Origin of the sequence: Sporosarcina sp. ACRSL (genome assembly GCF_022346605.1) — a bacterium.
In the GTDB taxonomy this organism is placed as follows: Bacteria; Bacillota; Bacilli; order Bacillales_A; family Planococcaceae; genus Sporosarcina.
In genome coordinates, this window is the sequence record NZ_JAKRNT010000010.1 from 1 (window position 1) to 18142 (window position 18142).

Below are 18142 nucleotides of genomic sequence, written 5' to 3' on the forward strand. Positions count from 1 at the left end.
CATGGCACCAGCTAACAATTATGCTGGCCTTGCCTGCCAAGGCTAACATGTCCGCCACTCCATGTAAAATCCGCTGAGTTGTCGGCGATTGTGCTTTACACATACTTCTTGACGGTACCCGCTTCGGGCGCGGGATGGCTCACTTCGAGCGTGGGATGGCTCGCTTCGGGCGCGGAATGGCTCGATTCGGGCGCGGGACAACTCACTTCGGGCGCGAGATGACTCGATTCGGGCGAATTGCTATATTCGGATATTCTATATGAAAAAACCGCCTGCAATGAGGCGGTTTTGATGTGTTTCTTTATTATCCGATTGAACCTTCCATCTCGAACTTGATAAGGCGGTTCATTTCGACTGCGTATTCCATTGGCAATTCTTTCGTGAATGGCTCGATGAAGCCCATGACAATCATTTCTGTCGCTTCAAGCTCAGGGATACCACGGCTCATCAAGTAGAAGAGCTGCTCCTCAGATACTTTGGAAACTTTTGCTTCGTGCTCAAGTGAAATGTTGTCGTTCAGAATTTCATTGTATGGAATTGTATCCGAAGTAGACAAGTCATCCATGATGAGTGTGTCACATTCGATGTTCGCACGTGCACCGTCTGCACGGCGGCCGAAGTGGACAATTCCACGGTATGTTACTTTACCGCCATGTTGGGAAATCGATTTAGAAACGATTGTAGAAGACGTATTTGGTGCCAAGTGCATCATTTTTGCGCCTGCATCTTGGTGTTGTCCTTTACCAGCTAAAGCGATGGACAATGTCATACCACGTGCACCCTCACCTTTCAGGATACATGCAGGGTATTTCATCGTAAGCTTCGAACCAATGTTGCCGTCGATCCATTCCATCGTTGCGTTTGCTTCACAAACTGCACGTTTTGTAACAAGGTTATAAACGTTGTTTGCCCAGTTTTGAATCGTTGTGTAACGGCAGTATGCATCTTTTTTAATGATGATTTCAACGACCGCACTGTGAAGAGAGTTCGTTGTGTAAACAGGTGCTGTACATCCTTCTACGTAGTGGACGCTTGCGCCTTCGTCTACGACGATCAATGTACGCTCGAATTGTCCCATGTTTTCTGAGTTGATACGGAAGTAGGCTTGGAGTGGAGTTTCCACTTTCACGCCAGGTGGTACGTAGATGAACGAACCTCCGGACCAAACTGCAGAGTTCAACGCTGCGAACTTGTTGTCTGTGTTTGGAATGACCGTTCCCCAATACTTTTTGAACAGTTCTTCGTTTTCACGTAGTGCTGAGTCAGTATCCTTAAAGACGATTCCTAAGTCTTCAAGCTCTTCTTTCATATTGTGGTAGACAACCTCGGATTCGTACTGCGCAGAAACACCAGCAAGGTACTTTTGCTCTGCTTCCGGAATCCCTAGTTTATCGAATGTGCGTTTAATTTCTTCCGGCACTTCGTCCCATGAACGCTCTGTCGCTTCGGAAGGTTTCACGTAATATGTGATTTCATCGAAGTTCAGGGAATTCAAATCTCCGCCCCATTGAGGCATTGGTTTGCTATAGAAGATTTCAAGGGATTTTAGACGGTAATCTAGCATCCATTGTGGCTCTTCTTTCATTTTCGAGATTTCTTCAACAATTTCACGTGTCAACCCACGTTCCGAACGGAAAACAGATACGTCCTTATCATGGAAACCATATTTGTAATCGCCAATTTCAGGCATTTTTTTTGCCATCATTATTCCTCCGTTCTTTCATTTGTCTTGCCTTGCCCGAATTGCCCGCAATTTATTCTTGCTTGCGGGCAATTTTTCGGGATCATTGTATAGATTCTGTTCCGACACCTTTTTCCAACGCTTTCCATGCGAGTGTTGCGCATTTGATGCGTGCAGGGAATTTGGCTACGCCGGAAAGGGCTTCGATATCACCGAGATCGACAGAATCATCGATTTCTTTACCGAGCATCATATCCGAAAACAGATGGGCATACTTCACAGCTGTGTCCAGGTCTTTATTTTTGACGATCTGCGTCATCATCGAGGCCGATGCCATGGAAATTGAACATCCTTCCCCTTCAAACTTCGCATCGCGTACAATGCCATCCTCCACTTTAAGCGTTAAATGGATGACATCCCCGCACGTAGGATTATTCATGTCAATTGTGACATTGTTTTCTTCCAGTACACCTTTATTCCTTGGATTCTTGTAATGATCCATGATGACTGAACGATATAGCTGGTCTAAATTATTTGTTGGCATTATTGGAAATACTCCTTTGCGATACGGAGTCCTTCTACGAGTCGGTCAACTTCTTCTTCCGTGTTGTATACATAGAAGCTTGCACGGGCTGTCGCTGAACATTCAAGCCATTTCATAAGCGGCTGCGCGCAATGGTGACCTGCCCGTACTGCGATTCCGTTCATATCTAGTACCGTGGCAAGATCATGTGGATGGACATTGTCCAAATTGAATGTCACGATGCCGGCACGCTTATCAGGATCACGCGGTCCATAAATTGCGAGGCCGTCAATCGATGACATTTTCTCCATAGCATAACCTGCAAGCTCATGTTCATGCCGTTCGATTTGATCCAAACCGATTTCTTCCAAGAAATCAATCGCAGCAGCCAAGCCGATTGCACCTGCAATGATTGGCGTGCCTCCTTCGAATTTCCACGGAAGCTCTTTCCACGTAGAATCGTACAGACCGACGAAATCAATCATTTCGCCACCGAATTCCACCGGCTCCATTTCATTCAATAAATCTTTTTTTCCATAAAGGACACCAATCCCCGTAGGGCCGCACATTTTATGACCTGAAAAAGCGAGAAAATCGCAATCCAAGTGTTGAACATCTAATTTCAAGTGAGGGGCTGCCTGCGCACCATCGACGACCATGACGGCGCCATGAGCATGAGCAATCTCTGTCACTTCTTTAATCGGATTCATCGTACCGAGTACGTTAGATACATACATCATCGAGACGATTTTTGTTCGGTCGGTAACTGCTTCACGAACTTTATCAAGGGACACAGTGCCATCTTCTTCTAAGACGATATACTTCAGGACTGCACCTTTTTCCTTCGCCAATTGCTGCCACGGAATAATGTTGGAATGGTGTTCCATATGGGTAATGACGATTTCATCGCCTTCGCCAATATTTGCGCGTCCGTAACTTTGAGCTACCGTATTGAGGGCTGTCGTCGTTCCGCGAGTGAAAATGACTTCCTGCGTCGATTTCGCGTTAATGAACTTACGAACTTTTTCACGGGCCCCTTCATAAAGATCCGTAGCCCTGTTCCCTAACGTATGAACACCACGGTGAACGTTCGAGTTATCGTGCAAGTAATAGTTACTAATTGCGTCAATGACTTGCCGCGGCTTTTGGGAAGTCGCGGCGCTATCTAAATAAACGAGCGGGTGCCCGTTAATCTCCTGGTCAAGTATCGGGAAATGGTTGCGGATCTCTTTGCTGAGCATTAGCGCACTTTCCTTTCAATAACCTCCGTCAATTGCTTCTTGACGCCTTCGATCGGCAATTTGCTAACTACCGGTGCGAGGAAACCATGGATGACAAGGCGTTCTGCTTCCTTCTTCGAAATCCCACGGCTCATCAAGTAGAACAATTGAAGCGGATCTACACGGCCTACGGATGCTGCGTGTCCCGCTGTTACATCATCTTCATCGATCAATAGGATTGGGTTTGCATCTCCGCGCGCTTTTTCACTTAGCATCAATACTCGGGATTCTTGGACTGCGTTCGATCTCGTAGCACCTTTGGCAATTCTGCCGATACCGTTAAAGATGGAAGAAGCAGACTCCTTCATAACTCCATGCTTAAGGATGAAACCATCTGTATCGAGTCCCCAATGGACGATTTCGGAAGTGAAGTTTTGCTTTTGATCGCCTCGGCCGACAACAACCGTCTTCAAATCACTTGAAGAGCCGTTTCCGACGAGGTGAGTGATGTTTTCCGAAATTGTATCGCTGTCGTTCATCAAGCCAAGCGCCCATTCGATTCGAGCGTTCACTCCAGTCACGCCTCGGCGGTTGACATACGTCGTGAATCCTTTGGCTAGGACGTCCACTGCTCCGTAGACGATTTTCGCATTATCGCTTGCAAACACTTCTGCAATGATATTCGCCTGGCCAGCAGCCTCTTCGACTGTTGACAAGTAGTTTTCTACATATGTCACAGAGCTGTTCGCATCTGCTACAACGATGACATGATTGAAAAGGGATGCCTGTGCATCATCGTGTAAAAACAACACTTGAAGCGGTTCTTCCACAACGACATCTTTTGGTACGTATACGAATACGCCGCCATTTAAAAGAGCCGCGTGAAGCGCAGTGAGTTTATGTTCATCCACTTTCACGCCGTCCGTCATGAAATACTTTTTCAATAGATCGGAATGTTCGCGTGTTGCAGTGAAAATATCAGTCAAAATAACACCTTTCGCTTTCAGATCAGCTGAAAGGGAAGTGAATGCAGGTGTATTATTATGCTGAACGTAAATGTTCTTTTGATCGTCGCCGACCAATTCCTTCGCTTCTGCAGGCAAGTCTGCTAGCGTTGAAAATGTCGTGCTTTCCACTGCATGCGCAGGGAATTCGACAAAGTTCCATTTATCGATTTTTGTTTTATCTGGTGTTGGCATAGGAAGCTGTTCCACTTTCGCTAACGCATCTGCGCGGAATTCTGCCATCCAATCGGCTTCATTCATATTTGCGGAAAAAGAGCGGACGTCCTGTTCGGTCAATGCCATTTTTGTTTCAACCGTCATTTTGAATCGTCCCCTTTCTTAAGCTTCTTGTCCAACTGTTTCGTCTTCGATTCCTAATTCTTCTTTAATCCAATCATAACCGCTCTCTTCAAGTTGTTTCGCAAGCTCCGCTCCACCTGATTTAACCACTCTGCCTTGCATCATTACGTGTACGAAGTCAGGAGTGATGTAGTTCAGTAGGCGTTGGTAGTGAGTGATGATCAAGCATCCGAAACCATCTCCGCGCATTTCATTGATCCCTTTGGAAACGATTTTCAAAGCGTCGATATCAAGTCCTGAGTCGATTTCGTCAAGTACTGCAAATTTCGGCTTCAACATCATCAATTGAAGGATTTCGTTACGTTTCTTCTCTCCGCCGGAGAAGCCTTCGTTCAAATAACGTGTTGCCATATCTTGATCCATTTCAAGGACTTCCATTTTGCTGTCCAATTCACGGATGAATTTCATAAGGGAAATTTCATCGCCTTCTTCACGGCGCGCGTTCACTGCTGAACGCATGAAGTCAGCGTTCGTTACACCAGTGATTTCACTTGGGTATTGCATCGCTAGGAATAGACCAGCTTTTGCACGCTCATCCACTTCCATTTCGAGCACGTCTTCGCCGTCAAGCGTGACAGACCCTGAAGTGACTTCATATTTCGGGTGACCCATAATTGCGGATGCAAGCGTCGATTTACCTGTTCCGTTAGGTCCCATGATCGCATGGATCTCACCTGTATTAATTGTTAGGTTGACGCCTTTTAATATTTCTTTACCTTCAATTTCGACGTGAAGGTCTTTGATTTCCAAAGTTGCCATTCCAATACCTCCAATATGATAAAGATGAACGGGGTAATCCATTCTCTAATTAGTATCATTCTAATTTTAGCGCATTCGGCACGTTGTTGCAAATCATTGGAGATGATTATCAATTTATGGGGAATATACGAGTATTTCAATGTTTTATCATATAATTTGCAAGGGTACCCATTTTCAATTATCCTGCTGTGAATGAGAATCAATTAATATAGCTTTAACAAAATACAAAAAGTAGAAGGCGGGAATTGTTCCTTTCCACCTTCTACCCTTTGATTTACTTCGTTTCTACGCCTTTTACTTTTGGAGTGAAGCGGTCGACGATCATGGCGAGTGCTCCGTCTCCGGTGACGTTTGTGGCTGTGCCAAAGCTGTCTTGAGCCATATATAGTGCAATCATCAAGGCAACCATTGACTCGTCAAACCCTAGCATAGTACTTAGAAGACCGACTGCAGCCATTACTGCTCCGCCAGGAACCCCGGGCGCAGCAATCATTGTTACGCCTAACATGAGGATGAACGGCAAATAACTGGAGAAGCTGATCGGCATGTCGTTCATGAGCATGACGCCAATTGAACAGGACACTAAAGTGATCGTGCTTCCGGATAAGTGGATTGTTGCAAAGAGCGGAATCGTGAAATCGGTCACTCGATCCGATGTCCCAGTCTTTTTCGCTTGCCGTAATGTTACAGGAATCGTAGCCGCCGAAGATTGTGTTCCGATTGCTGTCATGTATGCAGGGGCCATGGTTTTCATCAACATGAACGGATTCTTCTTCGACAAAGTCCCTGCTACCGTATATTGCAAGACCAACATAACGAAATGCAACACGATGACCATGATGAAAACGAGTGAGAAGACGGATAAGACTTTCGCCACTTGCCCGCTATAGGTCATGTTCAGAAAGATGCCGAAAATATGAAATGGCAACAGTGGAATGATGACGAATGAAATAACTTTTTCAATGAGCGTGTGCAGCTCTTCAAAAAATGAAAGCATTGTTTTGCTTTTGATGGAGGCCATTCCGATCCCGAAAATGAAAGCTAGAAGCAATGCCGCCATGACGTCCATGACCGGTATCATGTCAAGTTGAAAAAGCGTTTCGGCAGGGGATTTCCCTCCATCTTCAACAGAAGCAGAACCGATTCCGCCAATGATATTCGGTAAGAGTGTCGTTGCGGCGACATAAGCCAAAATTCCGGCTGCAAGCGTGGAGGCGTAAGCAAGTCCCGTCGCCAATCCTAACAGCTTTCCCGAACCACTCCCGAGTTTCGCTATTCCAGGTGCGATAAATGCAATGATGATAAACGGTACAACGAAGTTCAGAAAACCTCCGAATAGCATATTAAATGTCGCAGCCAACCGGGTGAATCCATGTGCAAAACCTTCATGTATTTGCGGGAGCAACAGACCGATTCCCACAGCTAACCCTATGGCGATAATGATTCGCCATATGAGACCTAATTTAAACTTCATGATGTGTCCTCCTCAGATGTACAAATGTCTGTAAAAATAACATTCCAACCTTACCACAGAGAAGAATAAATGGGAATACTAATATAGAAATTAAGAAAAAAAACTGCCTGCATTCAAAATAGATGCAGGCAGTTCGTATTTTTTATTATTTTACAGGAACGACTGAGCCGCTCCATTCCTTCAAGATAAATTCTTGAATTTCATCGGATGTCAGCACTTCTACAAGCGCTTTGATCGCATCGCTGTTTTCATCTCCAGAACGAACCGCTATAACGTTTACGTAAGGAGAATCACTTTCTTCGATAGCAATTGAATCTTCAAGCGGGTTCAAACCAGCATCAATCGCATAGTTAGAATTGATCAAAACAGCATCGCCTTCATTATTATTGTAAAGAGTTGGAAGCAATGCTGCTTCGTAATCCGGTTCAAATTTTAGGTTTTTCGGATTGTCCACAATATCAGAGAGTTCCGCTTTCACTTTATCAACACTTTCATCAAGTGTGATCAATCCTTCTTTTTCAAGCATTTCAAGCACACGGCCATGATCCGAAACCGAGTTGCTCATAAGGATCGTCGCACCGTCCGGCAATTCATCTAATGATTTATATTTCTTCGAATAAACACCCATCGGTTCGATATGGATTCCGCCCGCATTGACAAAATCGTAGCCAAAATCAGCCATTTGACTTTCCAAGTAAGGGATGGTTTGGAAATAGTTCGCATCCAATAGACCTGACTCCAAATCCTTGTTCGGCAGGATATAGTCCTGGTATGTTTCGATCTCCAAGTCGACACCTTTTTCCTTCAACAATGGCTTCACTTCTTCCAAAATGACGGCATGCGGTGTATTGGAAGCACCAACTACGAGTTTCGTCAGCTCCCCATTATTCCCCGTAGCATTGTTGCCTGTACCCTCATCTTTATCTTTCGTTCCACATGCTGCCAATGCAAGCACGAGAACCGTTAGTAATAATGCAGATAAAACCTTCTTCATTATATTTCTCTCCTATCTTAGTTGTTTTTTATAATTAACAGGAAATCTCCTGTAAATTAACGGAATTATCGTTTGTCCAATTTCTTCACTGCAAAATCGCCAATGATTTGTATTGCAAATACGATAATCAAGATAATAACAGTAGCGACGATCATTACATCCGAACGACTCCGCTGGAAGCCTTCGTAATAAGCGAGGTTTCCTAGCCCACCAGCACCGATAACGCCTGCCATCGCAGTATAACCGACGAGCGCGATAGCCGTTACTGTAATACCCGAAATAAGGGCGGGCATTGATTCGGGCAGTAATACTTTAAAGATGATCGTACTCGTTTTTGCCCCCATCGATCTCGCAGCTTCAATGACACCTTTGTCAATTTCCCGTAAGCCGATCATAACCATGCGAGCATAAAACGGTGCAGCACCGATGACAAGAGCCGGAATAGCTGCTTCGGGACCACGGATTGTCCCCACGAGAAGAGTTGTGAATGGGATGAGTAAAATGATTAAAATTATGAAAGGGATCGACCGGAAAATATTTACGAATGCCCCTGTGATTCCGTAGATGAATTGATTTTTCCAAAGCTGGCCTGGACTAGACAGGAAAAGGATGACACCGAGAATGATTCCGAAGATGAACGTGTAAATCGTGGAAACCCCCGTCATATACAACGTTTCGATCGTCGCCTCCCACATATTGTCCCATTTGACGTGTGGAAATAGCGTTTCACTCATTGCCAATCACCTCCGTCTGTACACCTTGTTCATGGAGATAGTCGATTGCCTTATGAATAATACTATCATCACCGACTAGCTGTAAAATGAGCGTGCCATAAGCGCCGCCTTTCGTGTGGGATATATTCCCTTGGACGATGCTTACGTCAATTTCGAATTTACGAATTAAGCTCGCCAATACAGGATGCTCTGCATGCTCCCCTACAAAGATGAGTTTGACGAGTGTGCCGCCCGGAATATGGGCAAGTACTTGTTCAGTTCCTGCCGGTTCCGTCACTTGCGAAACAAATCGCTTCGTAATCGGCTCTTGAGGCGATTGGAATACGTCAAGTACAGGACCCATTTCCACAACCTTACCGGCTTCCATGACCGCCACACGATGACAGATCTTTCGGATTACATGCATTTCATGTGTAATGAGGACAATCGTCAACCCGAGTCGTTCATTAATGCTTGTCAAAAGATCTAGGATCGAATCTGTCGTTTCCGGGTCAAGTGCGGAAGTCGCCTCATCGCACAGAAGCACTTCCGGATCGTTCGCCAACGCACGGGCAATACCGACACGTTGCTTTTGACCTCCGGAAAGCTCGGATGGATAGGCGTTTTCTCTTCCACTCAGTCCGACGAGCTCAATCAGTTCCGCCACTTTCCGTTCGCGTTCGGCTTTTTTTACACCAGCAATTTCAAGTGGAAATGCTATATTTTGTTTAACAGTTCGGGACCAGAGCAAGTTGAAGTGTTGAAAAATCATGCTTATCTTTTGTCTAGCTTCCCGTAACTCTTTGCCCGTAAATGCCGATATTTCACGGCTTCCTATTGTGATTGTTCCCGTCGTTGGAGTTTCAAGGCCATTCAATAGGCGTATCAATGTACTTTTCCCGGCACCACTATAGCCGATGATGCCGAAGATTTCTCCCTCTTCAATTGTAAGGGAAACACCATTGACCGCCAGAATTTCACCGTTCCTACGACCAAACCTTTTTTTGACGTCTTTCAATTGGATCATTCTTATCACCTCTACAACTATTCTGTCCAAAATAATAGCCTTTCTGCCGAGAAGCAGAAAGGCTAGAACGTTTTATCCAAATAAACGTCAATCCGATCTCTCATCTCTCAAAGCATCCGCTTTGTGTGACTTGGCACCATTTCACTTTCGTGACGGTTGCCGGGCTTCATAGGGCACTTCCCTCCACCTCTCTTAATAAGAGCGACATATTCAGTTAAAGTTAATAGATATACTTATATCATGGTCACGAATGACTGTCAACCTATTTTCTCAAGAAGATACGGAATGGATTGGAAGGCATAGATTTTATGAACGACTTCCCCTTCCTTCTGTATCAATAGGCAAGGGACACTTTCAATTTCATAATCGACAGCGAGATCTTCCATATAATTCAAATCCGCCTTTCCAATCGGCAGATCGGGTTTCATCGCTGCAATGACGTCCATCATTTTAGAAGCAACTGCACAAGTGCCGCATAACGGCGTATATAAATAAAATACCGATTTTGGAAAATTGTTTTTGCTCGATTCCCAGTTATCACGTGTCCAGTTTTCGATATGGGTCACTATTCATCACCTTCAAAGTAAAAATTCGGGATGTACTTCAAAATTTTCGGATAGTAGGATAGCTGCAAGCACACGGTAAGGAGTCGTTTCAACTTGGCGGTATGCCCTTTCTGTATAAAGGTGGATTGCTTCCGGAAAATACCTTTTGAATAAAGCCCGGATCTTCTCCCCGGATTTATCGGCATCGAGAAAAACGAAAATCTCGCATTCCTCATACGGCATAAGCATCTCTTCGATGTGATACGGACTGATTGTCCCATTCGTGCAAATGACCTCAACCGGTTCTGCAAGCACCTTCTGCACCCGTTTTCGGTCTGATCCACCTTCGACAATGAGGACTTTGCGACATTCCATAACGAAGCCTCCTTGATTCATTGAAAAAAGCGCCGGAGTCGATTATCCAGGCGCCACGAACAAAGTATTACTCGCCGACAGTCATTTTGTCGTAGTCTTCAGCTGACATAAGAGCATCAAGTTCTGATTCGTCTGATGCTTCTACAACGATCATCCAAGCACCTTCATATGGAGATTCATTCACCAATTCAGGGCTGTCTTCCAATTCCTCGTTCACTTCGACTACTTTACCGCTAATCGGAGCGTATAATTCAGAAACAGTTTTAACTGATTCAACACTTCCGAATGGCTCGTTTACTTTCACTTCATCTCCAACTTGTGGAAGTTCAACGAAAACGATATCGCCAAGTTCAGATTGTGCAAATTCCGTAATTCCAATACGATACTTTCCACTTTCGTCCTTTACCCACTCATGTTCTTCAGAATAACGCAAGTCTTTAGGTGTGCTCATCCCATAAACCCTCCAGTTAAGAATACATATTTTATTGATTTCACTTCAATTTTGACATAATTCAAGACCAAAGACAAGGATGATATTAGGCACCCCATACTTCTTCAAACTGCTCTTCCTTGAAGCCTACTGTCACTTTTGAGCCGTCTGTCACAATCGGTCTTTTTATGAGCATGCCATCTGTAGCAAGCAATTCAATTTTTTCTTCATCCGTCATGTCAGGTAGTTTGTCCTTCAAGTTCAATTCGCGATATTTCATTCCGCTTACATTGAAGAACTTTTTAATATCAAGCCCTGATTTTTCAATCATTTGTTGGAGCTCCTCTTTTGTCGGTGGATGCTCAACAATGTTATTGTCCTCAAATTCCAAGCCTTTGTTTTCCAACCATTTTTTTGCTTTCCTGCAAGTCCCGCATTTCGGATAACCGTAATAAGCGATTGCCAAGTTGCAACACCTCCATTTACCCAAGTATAACAGAGAAGCCGTCCAAGATAAAAATATCCCGGACGGCTCAGCCTGTTGACAAACGCTCGCATCCGTTGTTGCTTGTGTCGCTCGTCCGCTCATGAACTTAAGTTCTATTCGCGTCTTCGCTCCACTTCGCGCCTAGGCTGACAAGCGTTTTCAATCAGGCTGAAGGAAATCACTATTTATCGGTTTTTCCCTGAAATTTTAATTAGACAACGTATTTTTCTGCTTCAATCAATTTTTGCGAAGCTTCGCGTTTTTTCGCGATGATGTTATATGGATTCGAACGTGTTAGTTTGCGTAGTGCAGAAAGCATCATTCGTTGGTTATCCCCTTCGACGGATGCTAGGAGTGTCTCTTTCGCATCTTTTTCGATCGCTTCGAACGCCTCCTGGCAGAAGATTTCTGTATATAGAATCTTTTGTTGCTCTTTCTCTTCCCCGTTTTTCGCAATCGCTTTTTCCGTCCGAAGAACAGCTGACTCCATGGCAAAAATGTTATTAGCGATATCAGCGATGTTTACAAGCACTTCCTGCTCGGACTCCAGCTTCGTGCCGAATCGCTGAGCGGCCATACCTGCTACAAGCAAGCCGATTTTCTTCGCATTTTTGACAAGCACTTTTTCTTGTGCAAGCGCTTCGTCACCGATTTCTTCTGGCATCATCATGAGAAGCTCTTCCTGAAGGCCTTGCGCCTTCTCAAGCAAAGGAAGTTCACCTTTCATCGCTTTTTTCAAGAATGTGCCTGGTACGATCAAACGGTTAATTTCGTTTGTTCCTTCGAAAATACGGTTAATGCGGGAGTCACGGTAAATGCGCTCCACTTCGTACTCCTGCATGAATCCGTAGCCACCGTGCAATTGAACTGCTTCATCAGCGATGTAGTCAAGAACTTCGGAACCTACGACTTTATTGATCGAGCACTCAATCGCGTATTCCGCAATGGAAGCTGCCACCGCTTTACCGTCTTTTTGCTGTTCAGGTGTCATTTGGCTGTTGCGTTCTTCGAAATAGCCTACTGTCCGATAGATTAGACTTTCCGTTGCATAGAGTTTCGAAGCCATTGTCGCAAGCTTTTCTTTCGTCAAGTTGAAGGAAGAAATCGGCGTTTTGAATTGCTGGCGCTGATTTGCATACGTAATCGCCAATTCAAGCGTGCGTTTGGAACCGCCTATTGTGCCGACCCCTAATTTATAGCGACCGATGTTCAGAATGTTAAAGGCAATAATATGGCCTCTGCCGATCTCACCTAATAGGTTTTCAACTGGGACTTGAGCATCTTCGAGAATCAATGTACGAGTGGAAGACGATTTAATACCCATCTTCTTCTCTTCCGCTCCGACAGAGACGCCAGGGAAATCCCTTTCAACGATGAATGCTGTGAATTTATCGCCATCCACTTTTGCATAGACGACGAATACATCTGCGAATCCTGCGTTCGTGATCCATTGCTTTTCACCGTTTAACACATAGTGAGTTCCTGCTTCATTCAACTTCGCAGTAGTTTTGGCACCGAGTGCGTCGGATCCGGAGCCTGGTTCTGTCAATGCATACGCAGAAATTTTTTCGCCTGATACGGAGTTCGGCAAGTACTTTTTCTTTTGTTCTTCGTTTCCGAAGAGGACGATTGGCAATGTCCCGATTCCGACGTGTGCTCCGTGTGTAATGGAGAAGCCACCGGCAACTGACATTTTTTCTGCAATCAATGCGGATGAAATCTTATCGAGGCCGAGGCCGTCGTATTCTTCGGGTACGTCTGCGCCGAGAAGGCCAAGGTCCCCTGCTGATTTTAATAGTTTGACAGAGTGTTCGAATTCGTGGTTTTCCAATTTTTCAACGACTGGCAGGACTTCGTTTTTCACATAGTCCTCTGTCGTTTTCGCAATCATTTTTTGTTCGTTTGAAAAGTCTTCCGGTGTAAATACACGGGATGCGTCAATATCCTCGATGAGGAATGCGCCTCCGCGAATGAAATCCTTTGTTGTTGTTTCTCCCATTATAATTCCTCCCTTGAAATTAACTAATAGATTTTCCTTTATAACGGATTTTCACTACGGGCGGACGCTTTCCAATCGAACAGCGAAGGGTTCGATTTGCCGTATTTCTGCGCTTTTCGCAGAAATTAAGGCAGCCTCATTCCGCAGCCACATCCTGCTCGTAACGCTTCGCTTTTACTCGCAAACGCCGTTCTTCGTAACGGCGTTCGCAGGAGTCGCCGCCCTCCGCTTCAATCCTCAATGTCAGCTTCAAAAACTCATATTTCGCTGCAAACACGCATAAACGGTTCCAATTGCGCATAACTCTCCGGAACTACGCATAAGTTGTTTCAAAGACGCATAATCCTCGAGATATGCTCATAAATCTTCGTAGACGCGCATAATAGCCCCTAATTGCTCATAAAGCATTTCTTACAACATTTCAAACACACCAGCTGCGCCCATTCCGCCGCCTATGCACATGGTGACGACGCCGAATTGTTTGCCTTGGCGTTTTAATTCGTTCAGTAATTTTAGTGTCAGGACGGAGCCTGTTGCGCCGAGCGGGTGGCCTAATGCGATTGCGCCGCCGTTGACGTTTACTTTATCTATGTCTAGACCTAAGTGGCGGATGACTTGCAATGATTGGGAGGCGAATGCTTCATTGAGCTCCCAAAGATCAATGTCATCGATGGAAAGGCCCGCTAGTTTCAATGCTTTCGGAACGGCTTCGATCGGTCCGATTCCCATTACTTCCGGCGGTACGCCGCCTACTGCGAATGAACGGAATTTCGCAATCGGCTTCAAGCCTTGGCCTTCCGCGATTTCACGATCCATGACGAGAACGGATGCTGCGCCGTCGGATGTTTGGGACGCATTTCCTGCAGTGACGGAGCCTTTCACTGAGAAAGCTGGGCGTAGTTTTGCCAATATTTCCATTGAAGTGCCGTGGCGAACGCCTTCATCCATTTCAAAGAGGACTGTCTTTTCTTGATACTTGCCGGTTTCATCCACAAATCGCTTCACAACTTCGACTGGAACGATTTCGTCCACAAATTTCCCTTCCGCAATTGCCGCAGCTGCTTTTTCATGGGAACGTACTGCAAATGCGTCTTGGTCTTCCCGGCTGACGCCGTATTTCATTGCTACTTGCTCAGCGGTATGGCCCATTCCCATATAGTATTGGGGAGCCGTTTCAGCCAATTTGAAGTTCGGTCTGATCGTATTCCCCATCATCGGCACCATACTCATTGACTCGACGCCGCCAGCGATTACCGCTTCGGCATGACCGAGCATGATGCGCTCAGCCGCATAAGCGATCGATTGAAGACCTGATGAACAAAATCGGTTGATCGTGATGGCTGGTGTTGTGTCGGGCAATCCCGCAAGTGCCCCGATATTTCGTGCAACGTTCATGCCTTGCTCCGCTTCTGGCATCGCACATCCTATGATTAAGTCATCTATCGGTCCATCATATCCGTTTGCACGTTTCAACGTTTCTTTAATAGTTAAAGCACCCAGATCATCCGGGCGTACAGTTGCCAGACTTCCTCGGCCCGCTTTTCCGACCGGCGTCCTTGCACCTGCTACAATTACTGCTTCACGCATTCCGCTTCCTCCTTTTGCAAAATATGCAGATCAGTTTCGCAGCGGCTTCCCTTTCAGAAGCATATGCTGCATCCGTTGCTGTGATTTCGGTTCCTGAATAAGACTTATGAACGCTTCACGTTCAAGATCCAACATGTATTGTTCGTCGACTAGTGTCCCATAAGGCACTTTTCCGCCCGATAAAACATAGGCTAGCTTTTTTGCTATTTTCAAGTCATGGTCACTAATATAGCCCGACAGGTACATGCCTTCCGCTCCGAGAAGCATCGTGGCATACCCTGAGTCTCCTGTGACCGGAATCTTCTCTTTTTTCGGAGGTGTATAGCCGGCTTCGTACAATGCAAGTGCCGCCTGCTTCGCGTCGTAGATCAAGTGATCCGGGTTGACGGAAATACCATCTGCAAAGTTGAGGAAGTTGTTCTCTCTCGCCTCTTCAGCGGACGTCGACACTTTCGCCATAGCAATCGTTTCGAATACTTTATTGGCAATAAATTGATAATCAACTTGAACTCCGTTCGGCAAGCCTTTCAAATGCTTCGTATACAGGTTGACGTTACCAGCCCCTCCAGGAATTAAGCCGACACCTACTTCGACTAGACCGATATACGTTTCCATAGAGGCTTGAATATGGGCAGCTGGCAAGCATACTTCCGCTCCCCCGCCAAGCGTCATTTGGAATGGCGCCGCTACGACAGGTTTCGTGCTATATTTGATTTTCATCATCGCGTTTTGGAAAGCTCGAATTGTATAATCGAGTTCAAATATATTGTCGTCCTGGGCTTCCATTAAGATCATGCCGAGGTTTGCACCGACGCAAAAATTCTTTCCTTGGTTTCCGATGACAAGACCTTTATAATTCTTTTCTACTTCATCAATCGCGAAGTTGATCATTTGGATAATATCCAATCCGATTGCATTCGATTGAGAATGAAATTCCAATAGGGCAATGCCGTCTCCAAGATCAATCAAGCTAGCGCCGGAGTTCTTCTTAATGACACCGTGCTTCTTTTTGTAAAGCTTCAGATCGATCACTTTTTCATTACTTGTGACTGGCGTATATCCTTCTCCGTCATAGAAATAGAGATCGCCATTCTCTTCTTTGTAAAATGATTCGAACCCGTTCTCCAGCATCGTTTCCACGCAAGCAGGAATTTCCACGTTCTCCTCTTTCATCTTCTCAACAGATTTGGCAACTCCGATCGCATCCCAAACTTCAAAAGGTCCTTGCTGCCAGCCGAAGCCCCATTTCATCGCGTTGTCGATCGCATAAATATCATCCGCGATAACTCCTGTCAATTCAGCCGAATAACGTAGTGTCGGCGAGAGGATATTCCAAAGGATTTCCCCTGTCCGGTCGTTCGCGTAAACGAGTGTCTTCACTTTGTTCGCAAGGCCTTTTTGCTGCTTCGCCATTTCAATTGAAGGCGTTTTCATTTTTTTCGTCGGTACGTATTCGAACGTCTCTAAATCCAATTCAAGGATGTCTCTATCTTTCTTCAAGTAGAATCCTTGTTTCGATTTTGCACCTAACCACCCGTTATCGATCATTTTCTGCATAAACGGAGGAAGTTCGAAAACTTTCTGCTCTTCGCCTTCCGTCTTGTCATACGCGGTTTTCGCCACATGCATGAATGTGTCAAGCCCGACGACATCCAACGTACGAAAAGTAGCAGATTTCGGCCGCCCGATGAGAGTTCCTGTCACGGAGTCGACTTCACCGATCGAATAACCCCTTTTCTCCATTTCACGTAGCGTTACGAGAAGGCCGTAAGTTCCTATTCGATTGGCAATGAAGTTCGGTGTGTCTTTTGCAACGACGACACCTTTCCCTAAACGATCCTCTCCGAATTTCAGCATAAATGAAAGAACAGCTGGATCTGTCATTTTAGTTGGTATCACTTCTAGCAATTTTAAATAACGAGGTGGATTGAAGAAGTGGGTTCCAAGGAAATGCTTTTGGAAGTCTTCAGAACGCCCTTCAGCCATTGCTTCGATACTAATTCCAGACGTGTTGGAGCTAATGATTGTACCGGGTTTTCGAACTGCATCGATTTTTTCATATAAGCTTCTTTTAATGTCCAAGTTTTCGATGACAACTTCAATAATCCAATCAACATCTTTCAATCTATCTAAATCATCCTCGAAATTACCTACATCTATGAGTGATAGATTGTCTTTTGAAGTTAACGGAGCCGGTTTCTGCTTCAAAAGTTTTTCCAAAGCTGTCGACGCAAATCGATTGCGGACTTGAGGATCCGACAATGCCAGCCCTTTCGCTTCTTCCTGATCTGTCAGCTTATTCGGAACGATGTCCAGCAGAAGGACAGGTATTCCGATATTGGCGAGATGGGCTGCAATGCCAGATCCCATTACTCCCGAGCCTAATACTGCCGCTTTCTTTATTTGATATGCCACGTTTGCGAAGCCTCCCTTTTTCTTTTGAATGAACACTCATTCATTTTATGAGCAAAAAAAATAGAAACGGTATCTATATCTATCAGTTTAAATCATTCTCTTCTTTTTCGCAATATTGAAATGTATCTAATTCCTATTTTTGTTATGGGCATTTTATTATGTTCCTTCAGCAAAAGGAGGTACACTACTTAGTAAAGGAGAGTGTTAAAGATGAAATCAATTACTACAGTTGAAGAATTCAATAAGGTCATCAATAGCGACGACAAATCGCTTATCAAATTCCAAGCAGGCTGGTGCCCTGACTGCACACGAATGGATATGTTCATCGATCCGATTGTCGAAAAGTATGATACGTATACATGGTATGACGTAGATCGTGACGTATTGCCTGAAATTGCGGAGAAATATGAAGTAATGGGAATTCCAAGCCTGCTCATTTTCCAAAATGGAGAAAAGAAAGCGCACTTACATAGCGCCAATGCAAAAACTCCGGATCAAGTGACCGATTTCCTTGATACTGTTACAGAATGATCACCAAGTAGGAGGGCT

Annotated in this window: 19 protein-coding genes and 1 riboswitch; of the genes, 2 read left to right on the top strand and 17 right to left on the bottom strand. The window is 45.0% G+C overall.

Translation table 11 applies throughout. The features are described 5' to 3' along the window. Positions 1–78: 78 nt before the first annotated feature. A complete protein-coding gene (locus MHZ92_RS14995; RefSeq protein ID WP_239432535.1) occupies positions 79–222 on the top strand; it encodes a hypothetical protein in 144 nt (47 codons plus the stop codon). Positions 223–304: 82 nt separating this feature from the next. Here the strand turns inward: MHZ92_RS14995 and sufB are convergent, their stop codons facing one another. The 17 genes from sufB to MHZ92_RS15080 all read right to left on the bottom strand — a co-directional run bounded on the left by sufB (position 305) and on the right by MHZ92_RS15080 (position 17593). After that, positions 305–1702 carry a Fe-S cluster assembly protein SufB gene (gene sufB, locus MHZ92_RS15000; RefSeq protein ID WP_239432536.1) on the bottom strand — a complete coding sequence of 466 codons (1398 nt, stop codon included), beginning with the start codon at positions 1700–1702 and terminating at the stop codon, positions 305–307. A gap of 82 nt (positions 1703–1784) precedes the next feature. Further along, a complete protein-coding gene (gene sufU / locus MHZ92_RS15005) occupies positions 1785–2225 on the bottom strand; it encodes a Fe-S cluster assembly sulfur transfer protein SufU (RefSeq protein WP_239432537.1) in 441 nt (146 codons plus the stop codon). Then, complete coding sequence (locus MHZ92_RS15010; protein WP_239432538.1) at positions 2225–3445, bottom strand: cysteine desulfurase; 1221 nt, start codon at positions 3443–3445, stop codon at positions 2225–2227. Before MHZ92_RS15010 ends, sufU begins: the two co-directional genes overlap by 1 nt. Continuing rightward, a complete protein-coding gene (sufD, locus tag MHZ92_RS15015; protein WP_239432539.1) occupies positions 3445–4749 on the bottom strand; it encodes a Fe-S cluster assembly protein SufD in 1305 nt (434 codons plus the stop codon). Before sufD ends, MHZ92_RS15010 begins: the two co-directional genes overlap by 1 nt. 18 nt (positions 4750–4767) lie before the next feature. Further along, on the bottom strand, positions 4768–5547 hold the full coding sequence (sufC, locus tag MHZ92_RS15020; protein WP_239432540.1) for a Fe-S cluster assembly ATPase SufC: 780 nt from the start codon (positions 5545–5547) through the stop codon (positions 4768–4770). A gap of 274 nt (positions 5548–5821) precedes the next feature. Beyond that, a complete protein-coding gene (locus MHZ92_RS15025; protein ID WP_239432541.1) occupies positions 5822–7021 on the bottom strand; it encodes a dicarboxylate/amino acid:cation symporter in 1200 nt (399 codons plus the stop codon). A gap of 145 nt (positions 7022–7166) precedes the next feature. Then, complete coding sequence (locus tag MHZ92_RS15030) at positions 7167–8015, bottom strand: MetQ/NlpA family ABC transporter substrate-binding protein (protein ID WP_239432542.1); 849 nt, start codon at positions 8013–8015, stop codon at positions 7167–7169. 65 nt (positions 8016–8080) lie between these two features. Further along, on the bottom strand, positions 8081–8749 hold the full coding sequence (locus tag MHZ92_RS15035) for a methionine ABC transporter permease (RefSeq protein WP_239432543.1): 669 nt from the start codon (positions 8747–8749) through the stop codon (positions 8081–8083). Then, positions 8742–9755 carry a methionine ABC transporter ATP-binding protein gene (locus tag MHZ92_RS15040; RefSeq protein ID WP_239432544.1) on the bottom strand — a complete coding sequence of 338 codons (1014 nt, stop codon included), beginning with the start codon at positions 9753–9755 and terminating at the stop codon, positions 8742–8744. Before MHZ92_RS15040 ends, MHZ92_RS15035 begins: the two co-directional genes overlap by 8 nt. 97 nt (positions 9756–9852) lie before the next feature. Further along, a riboswitch (SAM riboswitch) is annotated at positions 9853–9957 on the bottom strand. 55 nt (positions 9958–10012) lie between these two features. Beyond that, positions 10013–10321, bottom strand: a complete 309-nt coding sequence (locus tag MHZ92_RS15045) for a thioredoxin family protein (RefSeq protein WP_370644757.1) — start codon at positions 10319–10321, stop codon at positions 10013–10015. A gap of 12 nt (positions 10322–10333) precedes the next feature. Next, complete coding sequence (locus tag MHZ92_RS15050; RefSeq protein WP_239432545.1) at positions 10334–10675, bottom strand: toprim domain-containing protein; 342 nt, start codon at positions 10673–10675, stop codon at positions 10334–10336. A gap of 67 nt (positions 10676–10742) precedes the next feature. Next, positions 10743–11126, bottom strand: a complete 384-nt coding sequence (gene gcvH / locus MHZ92_RS15055) for a glycine cleavage system protein GcvH (protein WP_239432546.1) — start codon at positions 11124–11126, stop codon at positions 10743–10745. 85 nt (positions 11127–11211) lie between these two features. Beyond that, positions 11212–11571: an arsenate reductase family protein gene (locus MHZ92_RS15060; RefSeq protein WP_239432547.1), complete on the bottom strand. Its 360-nt coding sequence runs from the start codon at positions 11569–11571 to the stop codon at positions 11212–11214. A gap of 232 nt (positions 11572–11803) precedes the next feature. Then, positions 11804–13591 carry an acyl-CoA dehydrogenase family protein gene (locus MHZ92_RS15065; RefSeq protein WP_239432548.1) on the bottom strand — a complete coding sequence of 596 codons (1788 nt, stop codon included), beginning with the start codon at positions 13589–13591 and terminating at the stop codon, positions 11804–11806. Between the two features lie 136 nt (positions 13592–13727). Beyond that, positions 13728–13868 (bottom strand): hypothetical protein, encoded by a 141-nt coding sequence (locus tag MHZ92_RS15070; RefSeq protein WP_239432549.1) that lies wholly within the window; start codon positions 13866–13868, stop codon positions 13728–13730. A gap of 134 nt (positions 13869–14002) precedes the next feature. Continuing rightward, a complete protein-coding gene (locus tag MHZ92_RS15075; RefSeq protein ID WP_239432550.1) occupies positions 14003–15178 on the bottom strand; it encodes an acetyl-CoA C-acetyltransferase in 1176 nt (391 codons plus the stop codon). A gap of 30 nt (positions 15179–15208) precedes the next feature. Beyond that, positions 15209–17593 (bottom strand): 3-hydroxyacyl-CoA dehydrogenase/enoyl-CoA hydratase family protein, encoded by a 2385-nt coding sequence (locus tag MHZ92_RS15080; protein WP_239432551.1) that lies wholly within the window; start codon positions 17591–17593, stop codon positions 15209–15211. Positions 17594–17803: 210 nt separating this feature from the next. Here MHZ92_RS15080 and MHZ92_RS15085 point away from each other — a divergent pair, with 210 nt between their 5' ends. After that, positions 17804–18124, top strand: a complete 321-nt coding sequence (locus tag MHZ92_RS15085) for a thioredoxin family protein (RefSeq protein WP_239432552.1) — start codon at positions 17804–17806, stop codon at positions 18122–18124. Positions 18125–18142 lie beyond the last annotated feature (18 nt).